25 protein-coding genes are annotated in these 24,554 nt (G+C 69.6%); 22 read left to right on the top strand and 3 right to left on the bottom strand.

Features of this window, described 5'->3' with window-relative positions:
* Window positions 1-245 precede the first annotated feature (245 nt).
* The gene (locus HB662_RS02840; protein WP_168046914.1) at window positions 246-1,169 is read left to right on the top strand and encodes a manganese catalase family protein; all 924 of its coding nucleotides are present in this window, start codon (window positions 246-248) and stop codon (window positions 1,167-1,169) included.
* A 55-nt stretch (window positions 1,170-1,224) separates the two neighbouring features.
* Here the strand turns inward: HB662_RS02840 and HB662_RS02835 are convergent, their stop codons facing one another.
* Window positions 1,225-2,265, bottom strand: a complete 1,041-nt coding sequence (locus HB662_RS02835; RefSeq protein WP_168046912.1) for a TerC family protein — start codon at window positions 2,263-2,265, stop codon at window positions 1,225-1,227.
* A 456-nt stretch (window positions 2,266-2,721) separates the two neighbouring features.
* Between HB662_RS02835 and HB662_RS02830 the strand changes: the two genes are divergently transcribed.
* From HB662_RS02830 to HB662_RS02740, 20 genes are all read left to right on the top strand, one after another.
* Entirely contained in the window at window positions 2,722-2,991 is a 270-nt protein-coding gene (locus HB662_RS02830; RefSeq protein WP_168046910.1) for a twin-arginine translocase TatA/TatE family subunit, read from the top strand.
* A gap of 323 nt (window positions 2,992-3,314) precedes the next feature.
* Window positions 3,315-5,258 (top strand): TRAP transporter permease, encoded by a 1,944-nt coding sequence (locus HB662_RS02825; protein ID WP_168046907.1) that lies wholly within the window; start codon window positions 3,315-3,317, stop codon window positions 5,256-5,258.
* Window positions 5,255-5,866 carry a methylthioribulose 1-phosphate dehydratase gene (locus tag HB662_RS02820; protein WP_168046905.1) on the top strand — a complete coding sequence of 204 codons (612 nt, stop codon included), beginning with the start codon at window positions 5,255-5,257 and terminating at the stop codon, window positions 5,864-5,866. The genes HB662_RS02825 and HB662_RS02820 overlap by 4 nt, the downstream gene beginning before the upstream one ends.
* Entirely contained in the window at window positions 5,863-6,402 is a 540-nt protein-coding gene (locus HB662_RS02815; RefSeq protein ID WP_168046903.1) for a 1,2-dihydroxy-3-keto-5-methylthiopentene dioxygenase, read from the top strand. The genes HB662_RS02820 and HB662_RS02815 overlap by 4 nt, the downstream gene beginning before the upstream one ends.
* Window positions 6,399-7,109, top strand: a complete 711-nt coding sequence (gene mtnC, locus HB662_RS02810) for an acireductone synthase (protein ID WP_168046901.1) — start codon at window positions 6,399-6,401, stop codon at window positions 7,107-7,109. The genes HB662_RS02815 and mtnC overlap by 4 nt, the downstream gene beginning before the upstream one ends.
* Window positions 7,110-7,147: 38 nt before the next feature.
* Window positions 7,148-8,143, top strand: a complete 996-nt coding sequence (gene corA / locus HB662_RS02805; RefSeq protein ID WP_168046899.1) for a magnesium/cobalt transporter CorA — start codon at window positions 7,148-7,150, stop codon at window positions 8,141-8,143.
* A gap of 80 nt (window positions 8,144-8,223) precedes the next feature.
* Window positions 8,224-8,877 carry a hypothetical protein gene (locus HB662_RS02800; protein WP_168046896.1) on the top strand — a complete coding sequence of 218 codons (654 nt, stop codon included), beginning with the start codon at window positions 8,224-8,226 and terminating at the stop codon, window positions 8,875-8,877.
* Window positions 8,878-8,941: 64 nt separating this feature from the next.
* Window positions 8,942-9,907, top strand: a complete 966-nt coding sequence (locus HB662_RS02795) for an acetamidase/formamidase family protein (protein ID WP_168046894.1) — start codon at window positions 8,942-8,944, stop codon at window positions 9,905-9,907.
* 136 nt (window positions 9,908-10,043) lie between these two features.
* Window positions 10,044-10,556: a GcrA family cell cycle regulator gene (locus HB662_RS02790; RefSeq protein WP_168046892.1), complete on the top strand. Its 513-nt coding sequence runs from the start codon at window positions 10,044-10,046 to the stop codon at window positions 10,554-10,556.
* 81 nt (window positions 10,557-10,637) lie between these two features.
* Window positions 10,638-11,504, top strand: coding sequence for a DMT family transporter (locus tag HB662_RS02785; RefSeq protein ID WP_168046890.1), 867 nt, complete (start codon window positions 10,638-10,640; stop codon window positions 11,502-11,504).
* 197 nt (window positions 11,505-11,701) lie between these two features.
* A complete protein-coding gene (locus HB662_RS02780) occupies window positions 11,702-12,394 on the top strand; it encodes a class I SAM-dependent methyltransferase (RefSeq protein ID WP_168046888.1) in 693 nt (230 codons plus the stop codon).
* Window positions 12,395-12,717: 323 nt separating this feature from the next.
* On the top strand, window positions 12,718-13,662 hold the full coding sequence (gene coxB / locus HB662_RS02775; RefSeq protein ID WP_171970203.1) for a cytochrome c oxidase subunit II: 945 nt from the start codon (window positions 12,718-12,720) through the stop codon (window positions 13,660-13,662).
* A gap of 39 nt (window positions 13,663-13,701) precedes the next feature.
* A complete protein-coding gene (gene ctaD, locus HB662_RS02770; RefSeq protein WP_168046884.1) occupies window positions 13,702-15,294 on the top strand; it encodes a cytochrome c oxidase subunit I in 1,593 nt (530 codons plus the stop codon).
* Between the two features lie 6 nt (window positions 15,295-15,300).
* Complete coding sequence (locus HB662_RS02765; protein ID WP_168046882.1) at window positions 15,301-16,242, top strand: heme o synthase; 942 nt, start codon at window positions 15,301-15,303, stop codon at window positions 16,240-16,242.
* Window positions 16,239-16,367 carry a hypothetical protein gene (locus tag HB662_RS29590; RefSeq protein ID WP_280863882.1) on the top strand — a complete coding sequence of 43 codons (129 nt, stop codon included), beginning with the start codon at window positions 16,239-16,241 and terminating at the stop codon, window positions 16,365-16,367. The genes HB662_RS02765 and HB662_RS29590 overlap by 4 nt, the downstream gene beginning before the upstream one ends.
* Window positions 16,368-16,371: 4 nt before the next feature.
* On the top strand, window positions 16,372-16,989 hold the full coding sequence (locus HB662_RS02760) for a cytochrome c oxidase assembly protein (protein WP_168046880.1): 618 nt from the start codon (window positions 16,372-16,374) through the stop codon (window positions 16,987-16,989).
* A gap of 106 nt (window positions 16,990-17,095) precedes the next feature.
* Window positions 17,096-17,932 carry a cytochrome c oxidase subunit 3 gene (locus HB662_RS02755; RefSeq protein WP_168046878.1) on the top strand — a complete coding sequence of 279 codons (837 nt, stop codon included), beginning with the start codon at window positions 17,096-17,098 and terminating at the stop codon, window positions 17,930-17,932.
* 11 nt (window positions 17,933-17,943) lie between these two features.
* On the top strand, window positions 17,944-18,318 hold the full coding sequence (locus HB662_RS02750) for a DUF983 domain-containing protein (protein WP_168046876.1): 375 nt from the start codon (window positions 17,944-17,946) through the stop codon (window positions 18,316-18,318).
* The gene (locus HB662_RS02745) at window positions 18,318-18,986 is read left to right on the top strand and encodes an SURF1 family protein (protein WP_168046874.1); all 669 of its coding nucleotides are present in this window, start codon (window positions 18,318-18,320) and stop codon (window positions 18,984-18,986) included. Before HB662_RS02750 ends, HB662_RS02745 begins: the two co-directional genes overlap by 1 nt.
* Window positions 18,983-20,464: a carboxypeptidase M32 gene (locus HB662_RS02740; RefSeq protein ID WP_168046872.1), complete on the top strand. Its 1,482-nt coding sequence runs from the start codon at window positions 18,983-18,985 to the stop codon at window positions 20,462-20,464. Before HB662_RS02745 ends, HB662_RS02740 begins: the two co-directional genes overlap by 4 nt.
* Here HB662_RS02740 and HB662_RS02735 read toward each other — a convergent pair.
* Complete coding sequence (locus HB662_RS02735; RefSeq protein ID WP_168046870.1) at window positions 20,449-20,811, bottom strand: c-type cytochrome; 363 nt, start codon at window positions 20,809-20,811, stop codon at window positions 20,449-20,451. The two genes, HB662_RS02740 and HB662_RS02735, sit on opposite strands and share 16 nt — an antisense overlap.
* Complete coding sequence (locus HB662_RS02730; protein WP_168046868.1) at window positions 20,808-21,716, bottom strand: Vgb family protein; 909 nt, start codon at window positions 21,714-21,716, stop codon at window positions 20,808-20,810. Before HB662_RS02730 ends, HB662_RS02735 begins: the two co-directional genes overlap by 4 nt.
* 305 nt (window positions 21,717-22,021) lie before the next feature.
* Here HB662_RS02730 and HB662_RS02725 point away from each other — a divergent pair, with 305 nt between their 5' ends.
* The gene (locus tag HB662_RS02725; RefSeq protein ID WP_168046866.1) at window positions 22,022-24,544 is read left to right on the top strand and encodes a PAS domain-containing protein; all 2,523 of its coding nucleotides are present in this window, start codon (window positions 22,022-22,024) and stop codon (window positions 24,542-24,544) included.
* The last annotated feature ends 10 nt before the right edge of the window (window positions 24,545-24,554 follow it).

Below are 24,554 nucleotides of genomic sequence, written 5' to 3'. Positions count from 1 at the left end.
CATCCGCATGGATGCCTGAAGCCCGCATCCGCATGGATGCCTGAAGCCCGCATCCGCATGGATGCCTGAAGCCGCATCCGCATGGATGCCTGAGGCGCTTCCCGGACCGGCTTCCTGATGCACTCGTCCCCGTCACCACGCACAGGTGACGGGGCGCGGTGATGCCCGCGCCGATCCGCCGTCTCCCGCAAAGAACCGCTGCCGCCTGATGCCGTTCGTCCCGTATACCCAACGGGAGAAGCCCCATGTTCCTGCGCATCGACAAGCTGCAGACCGAATTGCCGCCGCCCCGGCGCCAGGACCCCAACGAGGCCGCGGCCCTGCAGGAACTACTCGGCGGCAAGTATGGCGAGATGTCGACCCTCGGGAACTACCTGTTCCAGAGCTTCAACTTCCGCAGCAAGGCCAAGCTCCGCCCCTTCTACAGCCTGGTCGCCAGCATCACGGCGGAGGAGCTGGGCCATGTCGAGCTGGTGAGCAACGGCGTGGCGATGCTGAACAACGGCCCCGACAGCGAAGGCGATGACGAGGGTGATGGCGGCGACATCTCCGGCGCGCCCTTCGCGGACATGAAGGACATCCGCCTGGCCGCCGGCTTCTTCTCGCATGGCGGTGGCGCGGTGCCGGTGAACAGCAACGGCATGTCCTGGAATGCGGACATGGTGACCACCACGGGCAATGTGGTGGTGGACCTGCTGCACAATTTCCACCTGGAATGCGGCGCGCGGCTGCACAAGCTGCGGGTCTATGAGACGGTGAAGGACCCGACGGCGCGGGAGGTCTGCGGCTACCTGCTGGTGCGCGGATCGGTGCATGCCCATGCCTATGGCCTGGCGCTACAGCAGCTGACCGGCGTCGACATCCACAAGATGCTGCCGACGCCGAACATCAACCTGATGAACATCCCCGAATGCCAGAAATACCTGGATGAGGGGTCGCACCGCCGGCTCTATCGCTTCAGCCCGAACGACTATGCCGAGATGTCGGCGATCTGGGGGCAGGGCGAGATGGCGCTGCCCGGCGATCCGCCGGGTGAGCTGGAGGTGGTGCCCGGCATGCCGGAGGGCGGCAAGATCCACCAGCTCACCGGCGTGCCCTCCGCCTTCACGCCCGACTACGCGCCGGAGGAGATGTTCGAGATCGCCGCGAAGCTGACCGCGAAGATCTGAGCCGCACGAGGCCAGGGGCCGGCACCCGGGACGGGTGCCGGCCCTTTTCGCAGGTTCAGCCGGCGCGCTCGATCGCCGCCTGCTCGGCCTCCAGCGCATTATCTGCCGGTGGCGCGTTGCGGGTCTTCCACAGGGAGTAGAACACGCCGCCCGCGATCAGCGCCGCGGTGACGCCGAGCGAGACGGCCGGGTCCACCTTCCCGAAGATCTGGTTCCAGAAGATCTTCGCGCCGATGAACACCAGCACCATGGCCAGCGCATACTTCAGGTAGTGGAAGCGGTGCACCATGGCGGACAGCGCGAAGTACAGCGCGCGCAGGCCGAGGATCGCCATGATATTGGCGGTATAGACGATGAAGGTGTCGGTCGTGATGGCGAAGATCGCCGGCACGCTGTCCACCGCGAAGACCAGGTCGGCCAGGTTGATGACGACCAGCGCCAGGAACAGCGGCGTGGCCCAGGCGACGATCTTGCCCGTCTTCGGGTCCGGCTTGCGGACGAAGAACTTCTGGTCGTGCAGCTCATCCGTCACCCGCATGTGGCGCTTCAGGAAGCGCACCACGGGGTTCTTCGAGATGTCGGCATCGCCTTCCGGCACCACCATCATCTTGATGCCGGTGCCGATCAGGAAGGCGCCGAAGATGAACAGCAGCCAGTCATATTCCTGCACAAGCGCCGCGCCGACGCCGATCATGATGCCGCGCAGCACGATGACGGCGATGATGCCCCAGACCAGGGCGCGGTACTGGTACTTCCGGGGGATCGCGAAGAAGCCGAAGATCAGGCTGATGACGAAGACATTGTCGATCGACAATGCCTTTTCGATGAAGAAGCCGGTGAAATAGGTGACGCCCGCATGGGTGCCGTCCTCGGTGGCGATGTGCCCGGCCTCATAGGCCCACCAGATCATGCCGCCATACAGCGTGGCGAAGCCGATGTAGAAGGCGGACAGCCACAGGCTCTCGCCGATGCCCATCTCGCGGTCCTTCCTGTTGAGGACGCCGAGGTCGAAGGCGAGCAGGGCGAAAACGATGGCCAGGAAGCCGGCCCACATCCAGATCGGCTTGCCGATCCATTCGAACAGTAGAAAATCCATGAAGGTTTCGCTCCGGGTCATGCGGAAGCCGCCGCCCTTTCGGGACGGAATCAGACGACTTCACAGGGGCACCCCGGCGCGGGTGTCACGATCCGGGCCGGGGTCGTGGCAGGCTCTGGCGATCCGACATCACGGGGGCGGCGGCCGGCGAAGCGCCGGAAAACCGCCCGGACCGCCAGAGGGGCCCGGATCGAGGCGCGAATTGGGGGCGGAGGGAGGGAGCTTCAACCCCTCCGCACATGGACGGGCGGAAATAATTTGGCCATCTGTCCCGCGGCCCCGGCAGGCCCCGCCGGCCGGCGCGGAAAACCGATTATCGGGCCGCCCCCGGTTGTCTCGGGCGCGGCGACAGGCCATGTGCGGTTTGCGGAAGACGCCGGGGCGGATTACTCTCCGGCCCCGAGGCAATCCGGCCCCCTGCCACGGGTGGGCCACTCACGGGATCGAGGCGTCGCTATGGGTTCTTTCAGCATCTGGCATTGGCTTGTCGTTCTGCTGGTCGTCCTGCTGCTGTTTGGCAGCGGCAAGATCAGCGGGCTGATGGGTGACGTCGCGAAGGGCATCAAGTCCTTCAAGGCCAACATCAAGGAGGAGGACGGCAAGGACGCCTCCATGGCGGCAGACCCGGCGGCGCAGACGCCGGTGCCGCCCACCGGCTCCATCGCCGCGCCTGGCACCCAGCAGACCACGGCGCAGACGGCGAATCCGTCCCGCCCGGCGGCCTGAGGCAGCCGGTCGGCTCTCCGGGGCGGGCGCAGGCCCGTGCCGGTCGTGGAGCGCCGGCGTCGCGGGTTGCTGGCATCGCTGGTTGATCGCAAGGCGCCCCCGGCCTAGTCTCGGAGCGCAATGGACGTGCCCCGCCAGAAGGTGGGGTCGCGCGCCGACCCTGGTAAACGGGGCCGGCGCGTTGCGTTTGGGGGGCTTCAAGAATGAATAGGCCGGCAATGGGCGGCGCAGGGCACGCCTCGGGTGGTGCGCCAGGCGCGACTGCGGACGCGGCTGCGGCAGCAACTTCTGGCGCCAGCCCGGGCGTTGTGCAGATCGACGACATGGAGTTCGCGTCCGCCCGGCGTGAGCTGGCCGGGTGGCAGGGCTATGCCTGGCGCGCTGCCGCCGTTGCCTTCGTGCTGTGGCACATGTGGATCCTGTTGGTCGCGCCTGCCGATCCCACGGTGGCGCGCGCGGCCCATGTGTTTCTTGGCGCCGCGCTCGGCTTCGCGCTGTTCGCGCCGGTCGCGGTCCAGGGTGGGGCAGGCGCTGGAACCCGGGTGCCCTGGTACGACTGGTTGCTGATGATCCCCTGCCTGCTGGTGCCGTTGCACTACATGCTGGATGCGGACGGCATCGAGATGCGGTCCTTCATGGGACCGAACTGGCAGGACATCGCCGTCGGCAGCGTCGGCATCCTGCTGGTGCTGGAATTCGCCCGTCGCACCGCCGGCTTCATCATGCCGCTGATCGCCGTGCTGTTCATCTCCTACTGCTTCGTCGGCCCCTGGATGCCCGGCATCCTGTTCCACGGCGGAATCGCCTTCGATCAGGCGGTCGTGGAACTGTTCAACAACAACGGGGTGCTCGGCACCATCGTGCAGGTTTCGGCCACCTTCATCATCCTGTTCGTCACCTTCGCCGCCTTCCTGACAGCCTCCAAGGCCGGCGATTATTTCAACGACTTCGCCCTGGCGCTGGTTGGCCGGGCGCGCGGTGGGCCGGCCAAGGTCACCGTCATCTCCGGCATCCTGTTCGGCGCCATCTCCGGCTCCGCGGTGGCAAATGTCGTCGCCTCCGGCACCTTCACCATCCCGATGATGCGCCGCGTCGGCTATTCGCGGGAAACCGCGGCGGCCGTGGAGGCGACGAGCTCGACCGGCGGGCAGATCACGCCGCCGGTGATGGGCGCCGGCGCGTTCATCATGGCCGAGGTGCTCGGCATTCCCTACACGGAGATCGCGCTCGCCGGGCTGATCCCGGCGCTGCTGTTCTACCTGGCCAACTACATCCATTGCGACCTGAACGCCCGCAAGTCCGGCATCATGGGTCTGCGGCGCGACGAATTGCCGCGCTGGGTGGACCTCGGCCGGCGCGCCTACATGGCGGCGCCGCTGATCCTGATGATCGTCATGCTGGTGTTGGGGTATTCGCCATTCCGCGCGGCGGCCACCGGCATCGCCGCCACCATCGCCATCATGCTGGTGACCTTCCTGGTGCATCGCCTTGTGCTGCGGCGGGAAGGGCTGGTGGCCGGCGTGGTGGGCGCCATGGTGGAGCTGTTCCAGGCCATCGAGCGCGCCCTGGCAGGCTCGGCGAAGGAGGTGATGCAGCTCATCGCCGTCTGCGCCGCGGCCGGGCTGGTGGCCGGTGTCATCGGACTCACCGGGGTGGGCGGGCGCTTCGCCAACATGCTGCTGGAGATCGCGTCTTCCTCCGAGTTCCTGGCGATGCTGTTCGCGATGGTGGTGGCGATCATCCTCGGCATGGGAGTGCCGACCACGGCGGCCTATGCCATCGCGGCGGCCGTGGTGGCGCCAGGGCTGATCAACATCGGCGTGCCGGCGCTGGTGGCGCATATGTTCATCTTCTACTTCGCCATCCTGTCCTCGATCACGCCGCCGGTTGCGCTGGCCTCCTTCGCCGCTGCATCCATGGCCGGTGCCGATATGTGGAAGACCAGCATGATCGCGGTGAAGCTGGGTCTTGCCACCTTCATCGTGCCCTTCATGTTCTGGATCTCTCCGGCGCTGCTGGCGCAGGGGGAACTGGTGGTGATCCTGCAGGCGGTGGCTACAGCGGGCTGCGGCGTGTTCCTGCTGGCCTGCGCGACGGAAGGCTGGATGCTGAATGGCCGCCTCATTCTGCCGCTGCGCCTGGTGGCGGGCGCCGCCGGCCTCGCCCTGATGGCGCCGGAGGGCATGACCGATCTCGTTGGCCTCGCCGTCGGCGTCGGCCTGCTCGCCTGGCAGTACCGCGCCTATCCGGAAGCGCGCGCGGCATGAGGCTGGAGGAGCAGGCGGCGGTGCAGATCGTCGCCGCCGGGCGGCGGCTGGATGCGCTGGGCTGGGTGCCGGCAACGGCGGGCAATTTCTCCGTGCGGCTGGATGCGCGGCGCCTCGCCGTCACCGTCTCCGGCCGCCACAAGGGCTTTCTCACCACCGATGACGTGATGGTGGTGGACCTGGATGGCGTGGCGGAGGATCCGGCGAAGCGATCCTCCGCCGAGACCCTTCTGCATTGCGGCATCTACCGTCGCTTCCCGGAAGCCGGCGCCGTGCTGCATGGCCATTCCATCGCCAACACCGTGCTGTCCCGCGTCGCGGGCGGCAGCGTGACACTGGCAGGCTACGAGTTGCTGAAGGTGTTTCCCGGCCTGCCGACGCATGAGGCCAGCGTGGACCTTCCGGTGGTGCCGAACGACCAGGACATCGCCCGCATGCAGCGCGGCCTGGATGCATTGTGGGACGGCATGGGAGCCATCCCGCCAGGCTACTTGATCCAAGGCCACGGGTCCTATGTATGGGCGCCCGACATGCCCATGGCGCTGGCCCGCATGGAGGGGCTGGAATTCATGCTGCGCTGTGTGCTTGAGGAAAGGAGCCTGCGATGAGCCGCCTGACAGTCTGGGATGCCGCGACCGACGCGCAGATCCAGGTCACCGAGGACCCCGCCGAGATCGGCCGGGCCCTGTCCGCCATCGGCGTGCGCTTCGAGCAATGGCCGCTGGCCGACCTGCCCGCCGACGCCCCGGCCGAGGCGGTGCTGGAGGCCTATCGCCCGCGCCTCGATGCCTTCATGGGCGAGACTGGCGCGGGCACCGCGGATGTCATCAAGCTGACGCCGGACCACCCGCAGAAGGACGCGATGCGCGCCAAGTTCCTGTCGGAGCACATCCACACCGAGGATGAGGTGCGCTTCTTCCATGCCGGCTCGGGCAATTTCGTGCTGCATGTGGATGGGAAGGTCTTTGACGCCCATTGCACGCCGGGCGACCTGATTTCCGTGCCGGCCAATTCCAAGCACTGGTTCGACGCCGGGGAGAACCCGAACTTCGCCGTGCTGCGCGTCTTCACCGACACCTCCGGCTGGACCCCGCACTACACCGGCACGGACATGGCGAACCGCTTCCCCGCCGCCACGGCATGAGCACCCGCCCGGCGCTGGTGCTGACGGATATCGAGGGCACCACCAGCGCCATCGCCTTCGTCAAGGATACGCTGTTCCCCTTCGCCGAGGCGGAGCTGGATGCCTTCCTGGCCGCGCGCGGCACGGAGCCTGAGGTGGCGGCGATCCTGGCCGAGGTGCCGGGCCCGGACCAGGCGGCGACCCTGCGCGGCTGGATGGCGGCGGATGCCAAGGTGACCGCGCTGAAATCCCTGCAGGGGCTGATCTGGGCGGCGGGTTTCGCCGATGGGCGGCTGCGCGGCCATCTCTGGCCGGATGTGGCGCCCTGCCTGCGCGCCTGGCATGCGTCGGGGGTGGCGCTCGCGGTCTATTCCTCGGGCTCGGTCGGCGCGCAGAAGCTGCTGTTCGGCCATTCGGAGGCCGGTGACCTGCTGCCGCTGTTCTCCGGCTTCTTCGACACCCGCATCGGCGCCAAGCGGGAGGCCGCCGCCTATGCATCCATCGCCGCCGAGGCCGGCCACCCGCCGGGGGACATCCTGTTCCTGTCCGACGTGGCGGAGGAACTGGACGCCGCGGCTTCCAGCGGACTGATGACCTGCCAACTCGTCCGTCCGCAGGATGGCACCGTGGCCTGCGGGCGACACCGGCAGGCGGCCGATTTCCCCGGTGTCGCCCGGCTGTTCAAGCTGCCGCTGCCCCCGGTGACAGGCACCATCGCGGCAGGCTAGATGCCCCGTGCCCCCCGGGCGCGGGAGTCCAATCAACCATGATGACGAGCTACGCCGTCCTTGACGGTCGCCTCGCCCTGCGCGACGGGGTCCTGCCGCCGGAACAGATCGCCGGCGCGGTCTGGATCGACCTGCTCAATCCGACGGCGGAGGAGGAGCGGGCGGTGCAGGATGCGCTGCGCCTGGAAATCCCGACCCGGGAGGAGATGCAGGAAATCGAAAGCTCCTCCCGCCTGTATCGGGAGGATGATGCGCTGTTCCTGACCGCCAACTTTCTCTACGGCGTGGATGGCGGCGACTACGGCTCCACCCCCATCACCTTCGTGCTGAGCAACCAGGCGCTGGTCACCGTGCGCTATGCCACGCCGAAGGCGTTTTCCGTCTTCGCCCTGCGCTGCCAGCGCAACCCGGTGCTGGTTTCCACCGCCGACGGGGTTATGCTGCATCTGTTCGAGCAGATCGTCGACCGGCTGGCGGATATCCTGGAACGGCTGGGGGCGGATATGGACCGCGCCTCCTCCGCCACCTTCCGCGGCGCCCGGGCCAAGGCCAAGACCGGCCCGAAGACCACGCTGGGCGGCGAGCATCTGCGCGACACGCTGATCACGCTCGGCCTGGTGGGAGAGGTGACGACCCGCGCCTCGGAGACGCTGCTGGGCCTGTCGCGCATCCTGACCTTCGTGGGCGCGGAGAAGTCGCACGCGGTCCGCAAGGAGAACCAGGTTCTCATCAAGACCCTGGTGCGGGACGTGCGAAGCCTGGTGGACCATTCGAAGGTGCTGAACGACAAGGCGCAGTTCCTGCTGGACGCGGTGCTCGGAATCGTCAATGTCGAGCAGAGCAACATCATCAAGACCTTCACCGTGGCCTCCGTCGCACTGATGCCGCCAACGCTGATCGCCAGCATCTACGGCATGAATTTCCAGTACATGCCGGAGCTGAACCAGGCCTGGGGCTACCCGGCGGCGCTCGGGCTGATGGTGGTCTCCGCCGTGCTGCCGATCGTCTACTTCAAGCGCAAGGGCTGGTTCTGATCCTGCCCTTCCTGTTCCTCGCGCTGCTGTTGCTGCTGGCCGCGGGGCAGGGGCAGGCCCAGCCTTCGCCGCAGCCGGCCATGCCGCCGCCCGTCCCGGCACCGGTGGCCTGCCCGCCGCGCGGTGCGCCGCTGGTCCGCGTCACCGTCTCGGACCCCGATCCGCGCGTGCTGGCCCCGGTCAGCGCGGAGGATCTGCGCCGGCTGGCCGACCTGCCGGAGGAATCCACCCCAGGCACCGTGCTGCACCATCTGGGCCTGACCATGTCGCGGGTGGAATGGCGCAGCGAGATCACGGTCCGCAGCCAGGGGCCGGATGCCGGGCCGGTCTGCGGCGTGCCCTCCGAGGTGCGGCTGAGCCTGGTGCATGCCGAGCACAGCATCCGCCTGGCACGGGAGATTCCGCGCGGCGGCTGCCTGGCGCGGCAGGTGCTGGCGCATGAGCGCCGCCATGCCGAGGTCAACCGCCGCACGCTGCGCGACGCCGCGGATGGCCTGCGCCAGGCGGCGCGCGCCTGGGCGGCCCGCGCCCGGGCCGAAGCCCCCGATGCCGGCGCCGCCGCGCTGCAGCTGCAGGAGGATCTGACGGCGGCGGTGGAGCCGGTGCTGGCGCGGCTGCGCGAGGCGCGGGAGGCGGGGCATGACGCGATCGACACCCCGCAGGAATACCGCCGCCTCGGCCGCGTCTGCCCGACCGACCAGCGCCGCCTCAGCACCCGGCTGCAGTCGCATTAGGCCACCACATTGACCGGCCCTTGCGGCCTTGCTGCACTGCCTTCCTGATCCACTGAGGTGCCCCATGCCCGCCAGCCACCGCATCGCCGCCACGCCCGAGACCATTCGATGGGGCGCCTTCGACGCCAGCTTCGACCCGGTCCTCACCATCGCCAGCGGCGACCTGGTGGTGCTGGAATGCGTCTCCGGCGCGCCCGAGGTGATGCCGAAGCCGGAGACGGGGCTGCGGATCCCGCACGCGCTGGCCGCCATCCACGCCGCCAAGCCGCCGCGCCTGGGGCCGCACATGCTGACCGGGCCGGTGGCGGTGGCGGGCGCCGAGCCGGGCGATGCGCTGCGGATCGACATCGAGCAGATCGAGCTGGGCTGCGACTGGGGCTTCTGCGGCTTCCGCCCGCTATTCGGCACGCTGCCGGAGGATTTCCCCTACCAGCGCATGCTGCATATCCCGGTCGACAAGGCGGCGATGACCGGGCACGTGCCGGTCGGCCCGGGCGTGACCCTGCCGTTGTCGCCGTTCTTCGGCGTGATGGGCGTGGCCCCGCCGGCACCCTGGGGCGCGATCTCCACCAAGGAACCGCGGGCGCATGGCGGCAACCTGGACAACAAGGAACTGACGGCCGGCACCACGCTGTGGCTGCCGGTGCATGTGCCCGGCGGTAATTTCTCGGCCGGCGACGGCCACGGCGTGCAGGGTGATGGCGAGGTCTGCATCAACGCGCTGGAGATGTGCCTGACCGGCCATTTCCGCCTGACACTGGAAAAGGGCGGCGGCGCGCAGGACCCGGCGCTGCGTTTCCCGCGCGCCGAGACGAAGACGCATTTCATTTCCATGGGGATGAACGAGGATCTCGACCTTGCCATGAAGCAGGCGCTGCGGGAGATGATCGCCTTCATCGTCGCGCGGATGAACGTCTCCGCCGCCGATGCCTACCAGCTCTGCTCGCTGGCGGTGGATTTCCGGGTGACGCAGACGGTGAACGGCGAGAAGGGTGTTCACGGGATGCTGAAGAAAGGACTGCTGTTCTGACCTTGCGTTAAGGTTCGGAAAGCTTCGCCCCAGTCTGTCCACAGGAATCATGCGCTTCGGCTCATTCTACAACTTGTAGTCGTCCCCCGCGTTGCCCTACCGTATGTTGTGTCAGGCGGGGTTGTGGAGAGAGCGCATGGATTGGACAGCGGAGGCCATCGAGCGGCTTCGGGCGCTCTGGGCGGAAGGTCATTCGACGGCTGAGATCGGCCGCCGGATGGGCATCTCGAAGAATGCGGTGGTGGGCAAGGCGCATCGCCTGAACCTGCCGGCGCGTCCCAGCCCGATCCGCCGCGAGGCGGTGGAACGCCCGGCGCAGCCCGCGCCGATGCGCCTGCCGCGCCCGGTCGCGGTGGCTTCGCGCAGCACGCTGCCTGCCCCGCCAGCCAGCCAGGCCGCTGGTGCGCCGCAGGCGGCGAACCAGCCCCAGGTTCCGCCCCCGGTCCCGATGGCGCCGCCGCAGCCGGCGGTCGTCCGCTCCTTCCCGCGCTTCGGTTCGGCACGCAGCTGCTGCTGGCCGATCGGCGAGCCGGGGACGCCGGATTTCCGCTTCTGCTCCGCCGAGGCGACACCGGGCAAGCCGTACTGCACGCAGCATGCGGCGGTGGCCTATGTGAAGGCGCGGGACCGGCGCGAAGACGCGGCCTGACGTCGCCCCGCCCCGCGCGCGGGGCGGCCACGCCGGGATACGGGGTGCTCGGGCAGGATCGTCGCTGGCATAGGGACTGGCATGTCACGGTCCCTCCAGGGCGTGCTGCTGCAACTCGTGGCGCTCGCGCTGTTCGTCACCATGGATGCGCTGCTCAAGGTGCTGGTGGCGAACCACGCCGTGCCGCAGCTCATGTTCGTGCGCTTCGTCTTCCACACGCTGCTGGTGATGGCGGCGCTGAAGCTGCTGACCGGCAAGGTGCCGTTCCGCAGCCGCGCACCGTGGCTGCAGACCCTGCGAAGCCTGTGCCTCGCCACCGCCAATGCGGCGCTGTCCGTGGCGCTGATCCATATCCCCCTGGCCGATGCCACGGCGGTGGCCTTCGCCGCACCGGTGCTGACCGTGGCGCTGGCCGCGGTCTGGCTTGGCGAGAAGGTCTCGCCCCGCCGCTGGCTGGGCTGTGGCATCGGGCTGGCCGGCGTGCTGGTGGCGCTGCGCCCGCCCTTCCTGACCGGGGAGGCGCTGCACTGGGCCATGCTGCTGCCGCTGGTCACCGCGGTGGCCAATACGGTCTACCAGATCCTGACCCGCAAGCTGGCCGGGGTCGATGAGCCGCACACCACCTTCGTGCACACCTCGATCGCCGCCGCGCTGGTGACCGGCCTGGCGCAGCCCTTCGTATGGGTGACGCCGGGGGTGTGGGACTGGCCGCTGTTCGCCGCGCTCGGCCTGCTCGGCGGGGCCGGGCATTGCCTGCTGGTGCTGGCCTTCGCCCGCGCGCCGGCCTCCGTCCTGGCGCCGATGTCCTACACGCAGCTTCTGTGGGCGGGGCTGGCCGGGGTGCTGGTGTTCGGCGACTGGCCGGATGGATGGACGGCGCTGGGGGCGGTCATCATTGCCGCGGGCGGCATCCTGGTGGCACTGCCGGAGAGGCGGGCGACCCGGTGAGAGCCGCCAGGGTCGTGATCCGTGAGCGGCAAACCCGCGCGGGCCGTGAGCAGCGGCCGGAACAGCGCCGATGGCAGGGACGTGATGGCCTTTTGGCGGCTGCCCGGCGCTTGCGTGACAACCCGGTGTCATCATCGGGCTTGCCTAAACCAGCCTGAAAGGACTAGCCCCTTGCTTATTCCTGCAATTGGCCCGGCATGACCATCCGAACCGACGCTCCCGAACGCGACCACCCGCGCACCGCGCTCGATGCGGCGGGCGTGCGCGATGCCTACCGGCGTTGGGCCGGGGTGTATGACACGGTGTTCGGCGGGGTCTCCGCCTTCGGCCGCCGCCGCGCGGTGGCGGAGGTGAACCGCCTGCCCGGCACCCGCGTGCTGGAAGTTGGCGTCGGCACCGGCCTCGCCCTGCCGCGCTACGGCGGCGACAAGCGCGTGGTCGGCATCGACCTGTCGCGGGAGATGCTGGAGAAGGCGGCGGAGCGGGTGCGGGAGGAGCGACTCGGGCAGGTCGTCGGCCTGGCGGAGATGGACGCCGAGCGGATGGCCTTCGCCGATGGCGCTTTCGACATCGCCGTGGCGATGTTCACCGCCAGCGTGGTGCCGGATGCGAAGCGCCTGTACGGCGAGATGTCGCGCGTCGTGCGGCCCGGCGGGCACCTGCTGTTCGTGAACCATTTCGCGGCCGAGGATGGTCCCCGCTGGTGGGTGGAGCGCGCGATGGCGCCGCTGTCCCGCCTGCTGGGCTGGCACCCGGATTTCGCGCTGCGGGACCTGCTGGATCCGAGCCTGGTGCAGGTGGAGGCGATTGAAGCCTGCAGGCCGGCCGGCCTGTTCACCCTGGTGCGGGTGCGCAACCTGCCGGAAGCCAGTTTTGCCGTAGCTGCCTGATTCCACGGCGTCTCGGCGTTTCCTCCCCGTTGACGATTCGGGTGCGACTATGCCCATGGGCATGCTCGACCTGGTAATTTCTTAACCTTACCAACGGGGCAGCAGGCCGGCGGCTTGCGGAAGTGATGGGCGGCGTCACTTGTGCGGTGCAAGGGCGGACACTATGGTCCGCCCGCAGCGCGACCTGCCGCGGCGGCGGTGGAAGAGGCGCGCTTGGGACCGGGGCGGGCGGGCCGCCCCTCGGTCTTGCGACAGTTTCGGCGCGCGACGCGGTGCGCTGACGGGATGACAGGATGCGGCACGTGATCGGTGCGTTTCGGAAAATGACGGGTCGGCAGGTGGCGGGCCGGGTGACCGGCCTGCTGGGTCTGGCATGCCTGGCGGCGGCGCTGGCCGCCTTCGGCGTGCCGGCGGCAGCCCTGGCCCAGGCGGCCGTGGCGCAGGACGCCATGATTGGCGCGCCGCAGCCCTGGGGCATGGGGCTGCAGGCCTCCGGCGGGCCGATCAAGGACGCGATCTCGTCCTTCAACACGCTGGTGTTCTGGATCATCGTCGCCATCACGATCTTCGTGGCGGCGCTGCTGGCCTATGTGATGTGGCGCTTCAAGGCCGCGTCGAACCCCAACCCCTCCCGCACCAGCCACAACACGATGCTGGAGATCGCCTGGACGGTGGTGCCGGTGCTGATCCTCGTGGTCATCGCCATCCCGTCCTTCCGGCTGATCTACTACCAGGACCGGACGGTGGAGGCGGACCTGACGGTCAACGTCCAGGGCCGCCAGTGGTATTGGCACTATGGCTACCCGGACAACGGCAACTTCACCTTCGACAGCTACCCGGTGCAGAACGAAGACCTGCAGGCCGGGCAGATGCGGAACCTGGAGGTCGACAACCCCCTGGTGATCCCGGTGGGCGCCAATGTGCGGGTGCTGACCACGGGCCAGGACGTGATCCATTCCTTCTTCGTCCCCTCGCTCGGCGTGCAGCGCTATTCCATCCCCGGCCGGACGCTGGAGACCTGGATGCGCGCCGACCGCCCTGGGACCTTCTACGGCCAGTGCAACCAGATCTGCGGTGTGAACCACTGGTTCATGCCGATCGTGGTCCGCGCCGTGCCGCAGGCGGAATATGACGCCTGGGTCGCGCAGGCGCGCACGCGCTTCGCCGAGGGTCTGCCGCCGGGCCCGCCCGCGGCGATCGCCGCCAGCGCCACCCCTGGCGCGCCGGCCACCGGTAACCAGATCAACGTCGCCGAGGTCCGCCGGTAAGGCGGCCCCGAAGCCAACATCAGAAGCGGATACACCCCGATGGCGACCGCGGCACACGCGCACGACGATCATCACGATCACAAGCCGAACTTCGTGAACCGGTGGCTGTTCTCCACCAATCACAAGGACATCGGCACCCTCTATATCGGCTTCTCGCTGATCGCCGCGCTGGTCGGCATCGGCCTGTCGCTGCTGATGCGGATCGAGCTGCAGCAGCCCGGCATGCAGATCTTCGCCGATGGCCAGATGTGGAACGCCTATGTCTCGGCCCACGGGCTGATCATGGTGTTCTTCGTCATCATGCCGGCGCTGATCGGTGGCTTCGGCAACTGGTTCGTACCGCTGATGATCGGCGCGCCGGACATGGCCTTCCCGCGCATGAACAACATCAGCTTCTGGCTGCTGGTCCCGGCCTTCCTGCTGCTGGGCGCCTCGCTGTTCATCGGCGGTGGCGCGGGCGCGGGCTGGACGATCTACCCGCCGCTGTCGGATGACACCTACCAGACCGGTCCGGCGATGGACCTGGCGCTGTTCGGCCTTCACCTGGCTGGCGCCTCCTCCATCCTCGGCGCGGCGAACTTCATCACCACCATCTTCAACATGCGCGCGCCGGGCATGACCCTGCACAAGATGCCGCTGTTCGTGTGGTCCATGCTGGTCACCGCCTTCCTGCTGCTGCTGGCGGTGCCGGTGCTGGCGGGTGCGATCACCATGCTGATCACCGACCGCAACTTCGGCACGGCCTTCTTCGACCCGGCCGGCGGTGGCGACCCGGTGCTGTTCCAGCACCTGTTCTGGTTCTTCGGCCATCCCGAAGTCTACATCATGATCCTGCCGGCCTTCGGCATCGTCTCCCACGTGGTGTCCACCTTCAGCCGCAAGCCGATCTTCGGCTATCTCGGCATGGCCTATGCCATGGTCGCGATCGGCGTGGTCGGCTTCATCGTGTGGGCCCACCACATGTTCCAGTCGGGCATCGACGTCGACACGCGCGCCTACTTCATGGCGGCGACGATGGTCATCGCCGTGCCGACCGGCATCAAGATCTTCTCCTGGATCGCCACCATGTGGGGTGGTTCGCTGAAGTTCGACACGCCGATGCTGTTCGCCATCGGCTTCATCTTCCTGTTCACCGTGGGTGGCGTGACGGGCGTGGTGCTGGCCAATGCCGGCCTGACGCAGATCCTGCACAACACCTACTACGTGGTCGCCCACTTCCACTATGTGCTGTCGCTGGGCGCCGTGTTCGGCATCTACTGCGGGATCTACTACTGGCTCGGCAAGATGTCCGGCCGGCAGTACCCGGAGATGCTGGGCAAGATCCATTTCTGGCTCACCTTCATCGGCGTGAACCTGACCTTCTTCCCGATGCACTTCCTGGGCAACCAGGGCATGCCGCGCCGCTATCCGGATTATCCGGATGCCTTCGCGGGCTGGAACCTGGTGGTTTCCGTCGGTTCCTACATCTCGGTCGCCGCGTTCCTGATGTTCTTCTACGTGCTCTACGTGACCTTCGCGCGCGGCGCCAAGGTGGCGGCGAACCCGTGGGGCGAGGGTGCGACGACGCTGGAGTGGCAGGTCAGCAGCCCGCCGCCCTTCCACTCCTTCGATGAACTTCCGCGCGTCCGGTAAGGCTTGATGAGCAGCACCACGATCCCTGTTGCCGGTCCCGAGACGGCCTCCGGCAGCGACCTGTCCGAGGTTCGCGACTGGATCGCGTTGCTGAAGCCGCGCGTGCTGACGCTCGTGGTGTTCACCGGCCTGATCGGGCTGCTGGTGGCGCCAGGGCACATCCACCCGGTGCTGGGGCTGACGGCGGTGCTCTGCATCACCATCGGCGCCGGCGCCGCCGGTGCGCTGAACATGTGGTACGACCGCGACATCGATGCGGTGATGCGCCGCACCCAGCGCCGGCCTATCCCGGCCGGGCGCATCGCGCCGAATGCGGCGCTCGGCTTCGGCGTTGTGCTGTCCGTCACCTCCGTCGCCATGATGGGGCTGGCGACGAACTGGGTGGCGGCCGGCTGGCTGGCCTTCTCCATCCTGTTCTACGTGGTGGTCTACACCGCCTGGCTGAAGCGCCGGACCAGCCAGAACATCGTCATCGGCGGCGCCGCCGGGGCCTTCCCGCCGATCATCGGCTGGGCCGCCGTCACCGGCGACGTCACGCTGGTGCCCTGGCTGCTGTTCACCATCGTCTTCGCCTGGACCCCGCCGCATTTCTGGGCGCTGTCGCTCTGGGCGCATGGTGACTACGCCCGCGCCGGCGTGCCGATGCTGCCGGTGGTGAAGGGCGCGCGGGAAACCCGCAAGCAAATCCTGATCTACACCGTGGTGCTGGCCGTCGCCGGCCTGGCGCCCTGGTTCGTCGGCTTCGCCGGCCTGCCCTATGCCGCGGTGGCCGTGGCGCTGGGCGGCGGCTTCCTCTACCACGCCATCCGCACCTGGCGGGAGGAGCAGGACGAGACCGGCCGCAGCCTGGTGCAGGACGCGGCCGCGCGCCGCACCTTCGCCTATTCGCTGATGTACCTGTTCATCCTGTTCGGTGCCCTCGCGATCGACCGCCTGGTGCTCGCATGACGCCGGAAGAAAAGCTGGCCTTCGAGAAGCGCCGCCGCGGCCGCAACTGGGCGCTGCTCGGCGCGCTGCTGGCGCTGGTGGTGCTGTTCTACTTCATCGCCACCGCGCGGCTGATGCAGGGCTGACGCCATGACACCGGACCAGCAATCACGCCTCGACCGCCGCAACCGCCGCACCGTGCTGGCCGCCTTTACCGGCGTGGCGGGCATGGTGGGCGTCAGCTTCGCGGCCGTGCCGCTATACGACCTGTTCTGCCGCGTCACCGGCTTCAACGGCACGCCGATGATCGGCGGCGCCGCGGCGCCCGGCGCCGGGGAACAGGTGCTGACCATCCGCTTCAACGCGAATACGCAGCCCAACCTGCCGTGGCGCTTCGAGCCGGCGGTGCCGAGCCTGCGCCTGCGGGTGGGGGAGGAGGGGGTCGCCTTCTACAACGCCACCAGCAGCGGCGAACGCCCCTCCACCGGCATCTCGACCTACAACGTGACGCCCGAGGTGGTGGGCAAGTATTTCCACAAGACCGCCTGCTTCTGCTTCGAGGAACAGACCCTGCAGCCAGGCCAGCAGGTGGACATGCCGCTGGCCTTCTGGGTGGACCCGGCGATCTCGCAGGACCCGAACACGCGGGACATCCGCACCATCACCGTCAGCTACACCTTCTTCCGCAGCCTGAACGACGCGGATCGCGCCGGCGCGCTGGCCAGTGCCGGACCGCATGTCGGCCGGCGGCCCTCCGCCACGCCTTGAGACCCCACCCCGCGCGGGCGGAGGCTTGAAAAAGTCGCCGCCTTCGAGGATTGATTTCGCGCAGCCCGCCAGGATGCGCGCAGACCGAACGGATACCAGGACGACCATGGCAAGCGAATCCGGCCACCCGACCTACAAGCACCCCTACCACCTGGTGGATCCGTCCCCCTGGCCGCTGCTCGGCGCCTTCGCCGGCGGCGCGCTGGTGCTCGGCATCGTCATGATCGCCCATTACAACAGCTGGTGGATGCTCGGCGTCGGCCTGGCGGGCGTGCTGGCGACCATGTTCTTCTGGTGGCGCGACATCCTGAAGGAGAGCAGCACCGCCGGCCTGCATTCGCCGGTGGTCCGGCTCGGCCTGCGCTACGGCATGATCCTGTTCATCGCCTCCGAGGTGATGTTCTTCGTGGCCTTCTTCTGGGCCTATTTCCACTTCGCCCTGTTCCCGGACCATGTCTCCGGCTCCGCCGCCGCCACCGCGGTCTGGCCGCCGGCCGGCACGCTGACCTTCGACCCCTTCGGCCTGCCGCTGCTGAACACCCTGATCCTGCTGCTGTCCGGCTGCACGGTGACCTGGGCGCACCACGCGCTGATCGAGAATGACCGCAAGGGGCTGATCACCGGCCTGGCGCTGACCGTGTTCCTCGGCATGTTCTTCACCTTCTTCCAGGCGGTGGAGTACCTCGAGGCGCCGTTCCAGTTCTCCGGCGGCGTCTATCCCTCGACCTTCTTCCTCGCCACCGGCTTCCACGGCTTCCATGTCATCGTCGGCACCATCTTCCTGACGGTCTGCCTGATCCGCGCGCTGCGCGGCGGCTTCACGCCGGAAAAGCATTTCGGCTTCGAGGCGGCCGCCTGGTACTGGCACTTCGTCGACGTGGTCTGGCTGTTCCTGTTCGTCTCCATCTACTGGTGGGGCGCCGGGGAGATCATGCCGCACTGAGCGGCACCCGTATGACGCATGAAACGACCCCGTCCGCCTCGGCGGGCGGGGTCGCGCCGTTCTGGAGGGTCGCGATCCTCGGCCGGTGCCCGCGCTGCGGCCAGGGGCACCTGTTTTCCGGCCTGCTCACCGTGGTGCCGCGCTGCGCCGCCTGCGGGCTTGATCTTTCGGCGCAGGATCAGGGGGATGGCCCGGCCGTGCTCGGCATCTTCGTGCTCGGCGCGCTGACCATGATCGGCGCCTTCCTGGTGGAATTCCGCCTGGAACCGCCGCTCTGGGTGCATGCGCTGCTGTGGCCCGCGTTGCTGATCCCGGCCTCCATCGTGACCATGCGCTTTGCCAAGGCGGCGCTGGTCGCGCTGACCTGGCGCCAACGGGGGGCCTGATGCGCCGGCTGTTGCTTCCCGTGCTGGTGATGTTGCCGGTGCTGGGCGTGCTGCTGGCCCTCGGCACCTGGCAGGTGCAGCGGCTGGGCTGGAAGACGCAGCTGCTGGCCGATATCGCCGCCGCCGAGGCCAACCCCGCCATCCCCATCCCGGCCGAGCCGCAGCCCTGGACCAAGGTCGCCGTCACCGGCCGCCTGGACCATGGGCGGGAGGCGCTGCTGGGCCTGGAGGTGCGCGGGCCGGTGCTCGGCACCCACCTGCTGGTGCCGCTGCTGCGCGAGGATGCGCCGGCCATCCTGGTGGATCGCGGCTGGGTGCCGCTGGAAAGCAGCCGGCCCATCGCCCGGGCGGAGGGCCCGGTGACGCTGGAAGGCTATGTGCGCCCCGGCGAGACGCTCGGCCTGTTCGCGGCCACCGACGATACCGTGGGCCGGCGGTTCTACAGTTTCGTCCCGGCCGCGATCGGCGGCGCCCTGGGGCTGGATCGGGTGGCGCCCTATGGCCTCGTGGTGCTCGGCCCGGCTGACGGGCTTCCCGACCCGGCCCGCACCTTGCCGCGCCCGACCAACAGCCATCTCGGCTACGCAATCACCTGGTATGGCCTGGCGCTGTCCCTGCTCGGCGTCTTCGCCGTCTGGGCCCGCCGCCGCCTGAGGGAACCTGCATGACCGCCTATCAGCGCCTGACCGCCCGCTTCGCCCGCCTCGGTGCCCTGGGGGAGGCGGCGGGCATGCTGCATTGGGATGCCAGCGCCATGATGCCGCCGGGCGGCGGCGCGGCGCGTGGCGAACAGCTCGCCGCGCTGGCCGGCCTGCGGCACGACCTGCTGGTGTCGCCGGATGTCTCGCTCGACCTGGGCGAGGCGACCGGGACGACGCCCTGGGAACAGGCCAATCTCGACCTGATGCGCCACGAACACCTGCGCGCCACCGCCCTGCCGACCGCGCTGGTGGAGGCGGTGGAGCGGGCCAATTCGGCTTGCGAGAAGGTATGGCGCCAGGCCAAGGCCGCCGCCGACTTCGCCCTGGTCCGCCCCTACCTCGCCGAAGTGGTGCGGCTGCAGCGGGAAGTGGCGCAAGGGCTGGGGGAGGCGCTGGGCATGGCGCCCTATGATGCGCTGATGGATGGCTACCAGCGCGGCGTCACCGCCGATGACGTGGACCCGGTCTTCGCGGCCTACGAGGCCTGGCTGGCCGAGGCGCTGCCGCGGGCGGAGGCGATCCAGGCCCGCCGCGGCCCGGCCCTGCCGCTGCCCGGCCCCTTCCCGGTGGCCGCCCAGCGCGATCTTTGCCGCGCCATGGCGCAGGTGGTCGGGCTGGATTTCGCCCATGCCCGGCTGGATGAAAGCCTGCATCCCTTCTGCGGCGGCACGCCCACCGACGTCCGCATCACCACCTTCTACGACGAGGCCAACGTCGCCAAGGCGCTGCTCGGCGTGCTGCATGAGACCGGCCACGCGATGTACGAACGCGGCCTGCCGGAGGCTTTCGCCCGCCAGCCGGTTGGCGAGGCCGCGGGGATGGCGGCGCATGAATCGCAATCCCTGATCGTCGAGATGCAGGCCTGCCGCTCCGACGCCTTCCTGCAATTCCTCAGCGCCCGCCTGCAGGCCACCTTCGGCGGCGACCCCGCGCCCTATGCGGCGGAGAACCTCGGAAAACTGTGGCGGCGGGTGGAGCGCGGCTTCATCCGCGTCGATGCGGATGAAATGACCTACCCCGCACACGTCATCCTGCGCTTCCGCCTGGAACGCGCCATGATCCAGGGCAGCCTGGAGGTGGCGGAACTGCCGGAGGCCTGGAATGCGGGGCTCGCCACGGCACTCGGCATCGCCCCGCCGAACGACGCGCTGGGCTGCCTGCAGGACATCCACTGGCATGACGGCGCCTTCGGCTACTTCCCCAGCTATACGCTGGGTGCCATGGCCGCCGCTCAGCTGATGGCGGCGCTGCGCCGGGCGGAGCCGCAGCTGGATGCGCAGCTCGCCCGCGGCGACATGGCGCCGATGATGGCCTGGCTGCGCGACAAGGTGCATGGCCAGGGCGCCCGCCTCGGCTTCCAGGACCTGCTGCGGTCGGCCACCGGCAAGCCACTGGACCCGGCCGATTTCACCGCGCATCTCGCCTCGCGCTACCTGGCCGACTGAAGGTAATCCGCCACCGCCGCGCGGTCCGCCGCATCGGCCAGGAAGTTGGCGCCCATCCAGGTGCCGGGGAACATCTCCTCCGGATCGGCCAGGAAGCGCAGCAGCCGGTCCCGGTCCCACACGGCGCCGGCCTGCTTCCCTGCCTGGTCCAGCGCCGGGGAGTAGCCGAAGGCGGGGTCGCCGCCGATGCGCCGGCCGATCACGCCCGCCAGGTTCGGTCCGGCCTGTTCCGGGGCATCGCGGTCCACGGCATGGCAACTCGCGCAGTGGTTCTCGAAGACCGCGCGGCCCTCCTGCGCCAGCGCCGCCCCGTGTAGCGCCAGCAGCAGCACCAAGCCGCGGATCAAAGCCCGTATTCGATCCGGACGATGCGATCCGTGCCGCTCTCGCCGCCCCAGGCCTCGCCCGCCACGCCGTCCATCTGCCGCACATTGGCGCCCGGCCGGTTCGACGGAAATGACAGGAAGCTCTCATCCGCCGGGTCGAAGCGGACGATGGCGTTGCCGGGGAAGTCCGTCAGCCAGACCTTATCCGTCGGGTCGACCCACACCGAATAGGCCCGCGGCCGCTCGCCCGGCAGGCGCCAGGCCTTCCAGGACCCGTCGCGCGGGTCATGGACGGAGACGTTGCCGCTGTTCCATTCGCTGATCCACAGGCGCCCCTGGCTGTCGCTCCAGACCCGGCGGGCGCCCTGGTTCGGCGTCGCCGGCTCGATGATCCGCACCCGGGCGGTCTCCAGATCCTCGATCTGCGCCAGGTGGTTGCCGGCGAGCGAGACGTACCAGATGCCGCCCTGCGGCGTGCGGGTGATGCCATAGGGGCCGCGACCGCGCGGCGCCTCCCACACCTCCATCTGCTCGGAGGCCGGCCTGAAGCGGCCATAGATGCCGTTCTGGCCGGTGAACCACAGCGTGCCCTGCGGGTCGAAGACGGCGGTGTTGAGGTTGCCGTTGGCGAAGCGCTCCGGCAGCTTCCAGATCTGGACCCTGTGGTCCTTCGGATCGACGCGCGCGATCGCGTTCTGCCCGCCCTCCGTCACCCAGGCGGCGCCGTCCGGCCCGGTGATGACGCCATGCGGCCGGGCGCCGGCGCCCAGCTTCACCTCCTGGATCGACCCTTCGCGCGGATTGAGCCGGTTCAGCGTGCCGTTGCGCTGGCCGCAGAACCAGAAGGTGCCGTCGCCGGCGGCTGTGATGTCGCGCGAGCCGACACGCTCCGTCGCACCGGGTTGCCTGGCGTCGAACCAGGTCACGCGGTATCCCGGCGGCGGGCTTGGCGTGGCGGCGGCGGACCGGCGTGCATTCAGGACGAGGGGAGCGGCGAAGGCCGCCCCGGTAAGGGTAAGCAGGCCGCGGCGATGCATCGCATCCTCCCATCGTGTGGCCCCGGTTGGGCACAAGAAAACGGGCAGTGGGCGGCAGCCGCCGCCTTGACGATTCCTGCCATCTGGGTCCGAAACGCGCGCCCCGCAAGGCCGTCCGATCCGCCCCGCAGCCGGCATCGGGGCGCTGGCCGTTGCATTCGTGCACGGTGCGGCAACCCTGGTATGGTGCCGCGATGAGATCCGAACGGACCCCCGGAAGGGCCGCCGCGGCGCCCGGGGAGGGGCCGCCCGCCCGCTCCAAACCCGCTCCCATCTGGCCTGGCAGACGGCCCTTCCGGCTGCGTGGCCATCTGGTCGTGCTGGTGCTGGCGGTGCTGCTGCCGGCGTTGGCCTTCGGTGCGGCCGCGTCGTGGGAGGCGCTGCGCAGCCGCACCGCGGCGGGCGAGACGGCGCTGATCGACCGGGCGCAGGCGCTGTCGGCGGGGATCGACGCCCATATTGCCGGGCATGTCGCGGCGCTGACCGTCCTCGCGGCCTTTCCGCAGGCGAATGAAGCGGCCTTCGCCAGCCTGGCCCGCGAAGTGGGCGCGGCTTTCGGGGGCTGGGTGGTGGTCATGGACCGGAGCGGGCGGCCGCTGCTGAACACCTATCCCGAAAGCAGTGCACTGCCCGGGCCGGGCGGCGCGTTGGGGCCGGGCGGCGGCGGACGCTGGGTGGCCCAGGTCTTCGCCAGCGGGCAACCGGTGGTGACGAACCTTGCCGCCGGTCGCGTCTCCGGCCAGACGGTGGCCTTCGTCTTCGCGCCCATCCTGCGCGGCGGCTCTGTCTGGCGCGTGGTCGGCATGCCGCTGCGGCCGGAACGCCTGTCCGCCCTGCTGGCGCAGCGCGAGAGCACCGGGCCGGGTGCGACCGCGCTGACCGATGGCCTTGGCGTGATAGTGGGGCATTCGCGCGCCGCCGCGCAGCTGGTCGGCCTGGTCCGGCCCACGCGGGCGGCGGACGGTGAACTCGGTACATCGGGCATCCTGCACGGACGCAGCCTGCTGGATGGCGCGGCGCTCCGCACCGCCTTCCACCGCCTGGAAGCCGCGCCCGGCTGGATGGTGTGGGCGAACGAGCCTGAATCGACCTTCACCGCGGCGCGGCGCGGGCCGCTGCTGGCGCTGGTTGGCGGCGGGGCGCTGGCGCTGCTGATCGGGCTGGCGCTGGCCGCGGCGCTGACCCGCCGGTTGCTGCGGCCGGTGGAGGCGCTGGTGGCGCATGCCGAGGCGGTGGCCGGCGGCCGCACCCCGCCGGCCGCCAGCGTGGCGCCGGCCAAGGTGCTGGAATTCGAGCGGCTGCGCCTGGCCGTGGCCGCGGCGGAGGCCGCCTTGCGCGAAAGGGGCGAGGAACTCCGCCGGGTGCAGCGGATCGGCCGCGTCGGTGGCTTCATGATCGACTTCCGCACCGGCGAAAGCCGCCGTTCTGCCGAATATCTCGACCTGCACGGCAGCAGGACCGAGGTCGATGGCAGCCATGAAAGCTGGATCCGCGACCTGCACCCGGAGGACCGGGACCGCGCCGAGGCCCATTTCCTGCACGCCATCGCCGCGGGTACCGGCACCACCCAGTATGTGCAGGATTACCGGGTGGTGACGGAGGAAGGCACGCGCTGGGTCTCCGCCCGGGCGGAGGTGGAGCGCGATGCCCAGGGCCGCGCGGTGCGGATGATCGGCGCCCATGTCGACGTTACCGCGCTGAAGCTGGCCGAGCAGGCGCTGCGCGACAGCGAGGAACGCCTGCGCCTGGCGCTGGAGGCGGCGGAACTCGGCGCCTGGGAGGTGGACCTGCAGAATGGCCGTGCCACACGGACCGGGCGCGCGCTGGAAATCTTCGGCTACGGCTCGGAGGCGCAGTTCGGCGCTTACCCATCCTGGCGCGACCGCATCCACGCCGATGACCGCAGCCGGCTGGCGGAGGCGGTGGAGACGGTGCGGCGCGGTGAAGCGGAACGCTATGTGGTGGAGTACCGGTTCCTGCGGCCGGATGGGCAGTGGCGCTGGGTGGAAAGCCACGGCCGGGCGGTGGAGCGCGATGCCGGCACCGGCGCGGCGCTGCGGCTGATCGGCACCACGCAGGACGTGACGGCGCGGCGGGACGCGCAGGAACGCCAGGCGCTGCTGTCGCGGGAGCTGGACCACCGCGCCAAGAACGCCCTGGCGGTGGTGCAGGCGGCGTTGCGACTGACGCCGCGGGACGATGCGACGGCCTTCGCCACCGCTATCGAGGGCCGCGTGATGGCGCTGTCCCGCGCCCATACGCTGCTGGCCGCGGCGCATTGGTCCGGCGCGGAGCTGCGATCGGTGCTGCAGGGGGAGGTGGCGGCCTTCCTGGCCGCTTCCGGCCCCGGCGCGGCGTTCGAGGGCCCGGCCCTGGCGCTGTCCCCTGCCGCGGTGCAGGCGCTGTCCATGACCTTCCACGAACTGGCGACCAACGCCGCGAAATACGGCGCGCTCTCGGTGCCGGCCGGCCAGGTCCGGATCAGCTGGTGGCTGGTGGACGATGAGGCCGGGAAGCGCCAGCTCCAGCTGTGCTGGGCGGAGACGGGCGGGCCGGATGCCTGCGGGACGCCGCCGCGCCGCGGCTTCGGCTCATCCCTCATCGAGGCGACGGTGGTGCGCCAGCTCGGTGGCCGCCTGGCGGTGGACTGGCGGGCGGAGGGCCTGCTGTGGCACGCTTGGCTACCGCTCGACCGCATCCAGGCTCTGCCGCGCTGAGGGCCTGACG

The organism is Falsiroseomonas frigidaquae (genome assembly GCF_012163145.1).
In the GTDB taxonomy this organism is placed as follows: Bacteria; Pseudomonadota; Alphaproteobacteria; order Acetobacterales; family Acetobacteraceae; genus Falsiroseomonas; species Falsiroseomonas frigidaquae.
Note: the sequence above shows the minus strand (reverse complement) of the source record. Positions and strands in the feature narration are given on the sequence as shown.

Bases quoted from the DNA above. Each gene is read 5' to 3' on its own strand.
- HB662_RS02825 (WP_168046907.1), top strand. From the start codon at position 3,315: ATGGAGTTCGCGTCCGCCCGGCGTGAGCTGGCCGGGTGGCAGGGCTAT.
- HB662_RS29590 (WP_280863882.1), top strand. From the start codon at position 16,239: ATGACGCCGGAAGAAAAGCTGGCCTTCGAGAAGCGCCGCCGCGGCCGC.
- HB662_RS02830 (WP_168046910.1), top strand. From the start codon at position 2,722: ATGGGTTCTTTCAGCATCTGGCATTGGCTTGTCGTTCTGCTGGTCGTC.
- HB662_RS02760 (WP_168046880.1), top strand. From the start codon at position 16,372: ATGACACCGGACCAGCAATCACGCCTCGACCGCCGCAACCGCCGCACC.
- HB662_RS02835 (WP_168046912.1), bottom strand. From the start codon at position 2,265: ATGGATTTTCTACTGTTCGAATGGATCGGCAAGCCGATCTGGATGTGG.
- corA (WP_168046899.1), top strand. From the start codon at position 7,148: ATGATGACGAGCTACGCCGTCCTTGACGGTCGCCTCGCCCTGCGCGAC.
- coxB (WP_171970203.1), top strand. From the start codon at position 12,718: ATGACGGGTCGGCAGGTGGCGGGCCGGGTGACCGGCCTGCTGGGTCTG.
- HB662_RS02765 (WP_168046882.1), top strand. From the start codon at position 15,301: ATGAGCAGCACCACGATCCCTGTTGCCGGTCCCGAGACGGCCTCCGGC.
- HB662_RS02790 (WP_168046892.1), top strand. From the start codon at position 10,044: ATGGATTGGACAGCGGAGGCCATCGAGCGGCTTCGGGCGCTCTGGGCG.
- HB662_RS02785 (WP_168046890.1), top strand. From the start codon at position 10,638: ATGTCACGGTCCCTCCAGGGCGTGCTGCTGCAACTCGTGGCGCTCGCG.
- mtnC (WP_168046901.1), top strand. From the start codon at position 6,399: ATGAGCACCCGCCCGGCGCTGGTGCTGACGGATATCGAGGGCACCACC.
- HB662_RS02780 (WP_168046888.1), top strand. From the start codon at position 11,702: ATGACCATCCGAACCGACGCTCCCGAACGCGACCACCCGCGCACCGCG.
- HB662_RS02725 (WP_168046866.1), top strand. From the start codon at position 22,022: ATGAGATCCGAACGGACCCCCGGAAGGGCCGCCGCGGCGCCCGGGGAG.
- HB662_RS02795 (WP_168046894.1), top strand. From the start codon at position 8,942: ATGCCCGCCAGCCACCGCATCGCCGCCACGCCCGAGACCATTCGATGG.
- HB662_RS02815 (WP_168046903.1), top strand. From the start codon at position 5,863: ATGAGCCGCCTGACAGTCTGGGATGCCGCGACCGACGCGCAGATCCAG.
- ctaD (WP_168046884.1), top strand. From the start codon at position 13,702: ATGGCGACCGCGGCACACGCGCACGACGATCATCACGATCACAAGCCG.
- HB662_RS02820 (WP_168046905.1), top strand. From the start codon at position 5,255: ATGAGGCTGGAGGAGCAGGCGGCGGTGCAGATCGTCGCCGCCGGGCGG.
- HB662_RS02800 (WP_168046896.1), top strand. From the start codon at position 8,224: ATGCCGCCGCCCGTCCCGGCACCGGTGGCCTGCCCGCCGCGCGGTGCG.
- HB662_RS02750 (WP_168046876.1), top strand. From the start codon at position 17,944: ATGACGCATGAAACGACCCCGTCCGCCTCGGCGGGCGGGGTCGCGCCG.
- HB662_RS02740 (WP_168046872.1), top strand. From the start codon at position 18,983: ATGACCGCCTATCAGCGCCTGACCGCCCGCTTCGCCCGCCTCGGTGCC.
- HB662_RS02840 (WP_168046914.1), top strand. From the start codon at position 246: ATGTTCCTGCGCATCGACAAGCTGCAGACCGAATTGCCGCCGCCCCGG.
- HB662_RS02745 (WP_168046874.1), top strand. From the start codon at position 18,318: ATGCGCCGGCTGTTGCTTCCCGTGCTGGTGATGTTGCCGGTGCTGGGC.
- HB662_RS02755 (WP_168046878.1), top strand. From the start codon at position 17,096: ATGGCAAGCGAATCCGGCCACCCGACCTACAAGCACCCCTACCACCTG.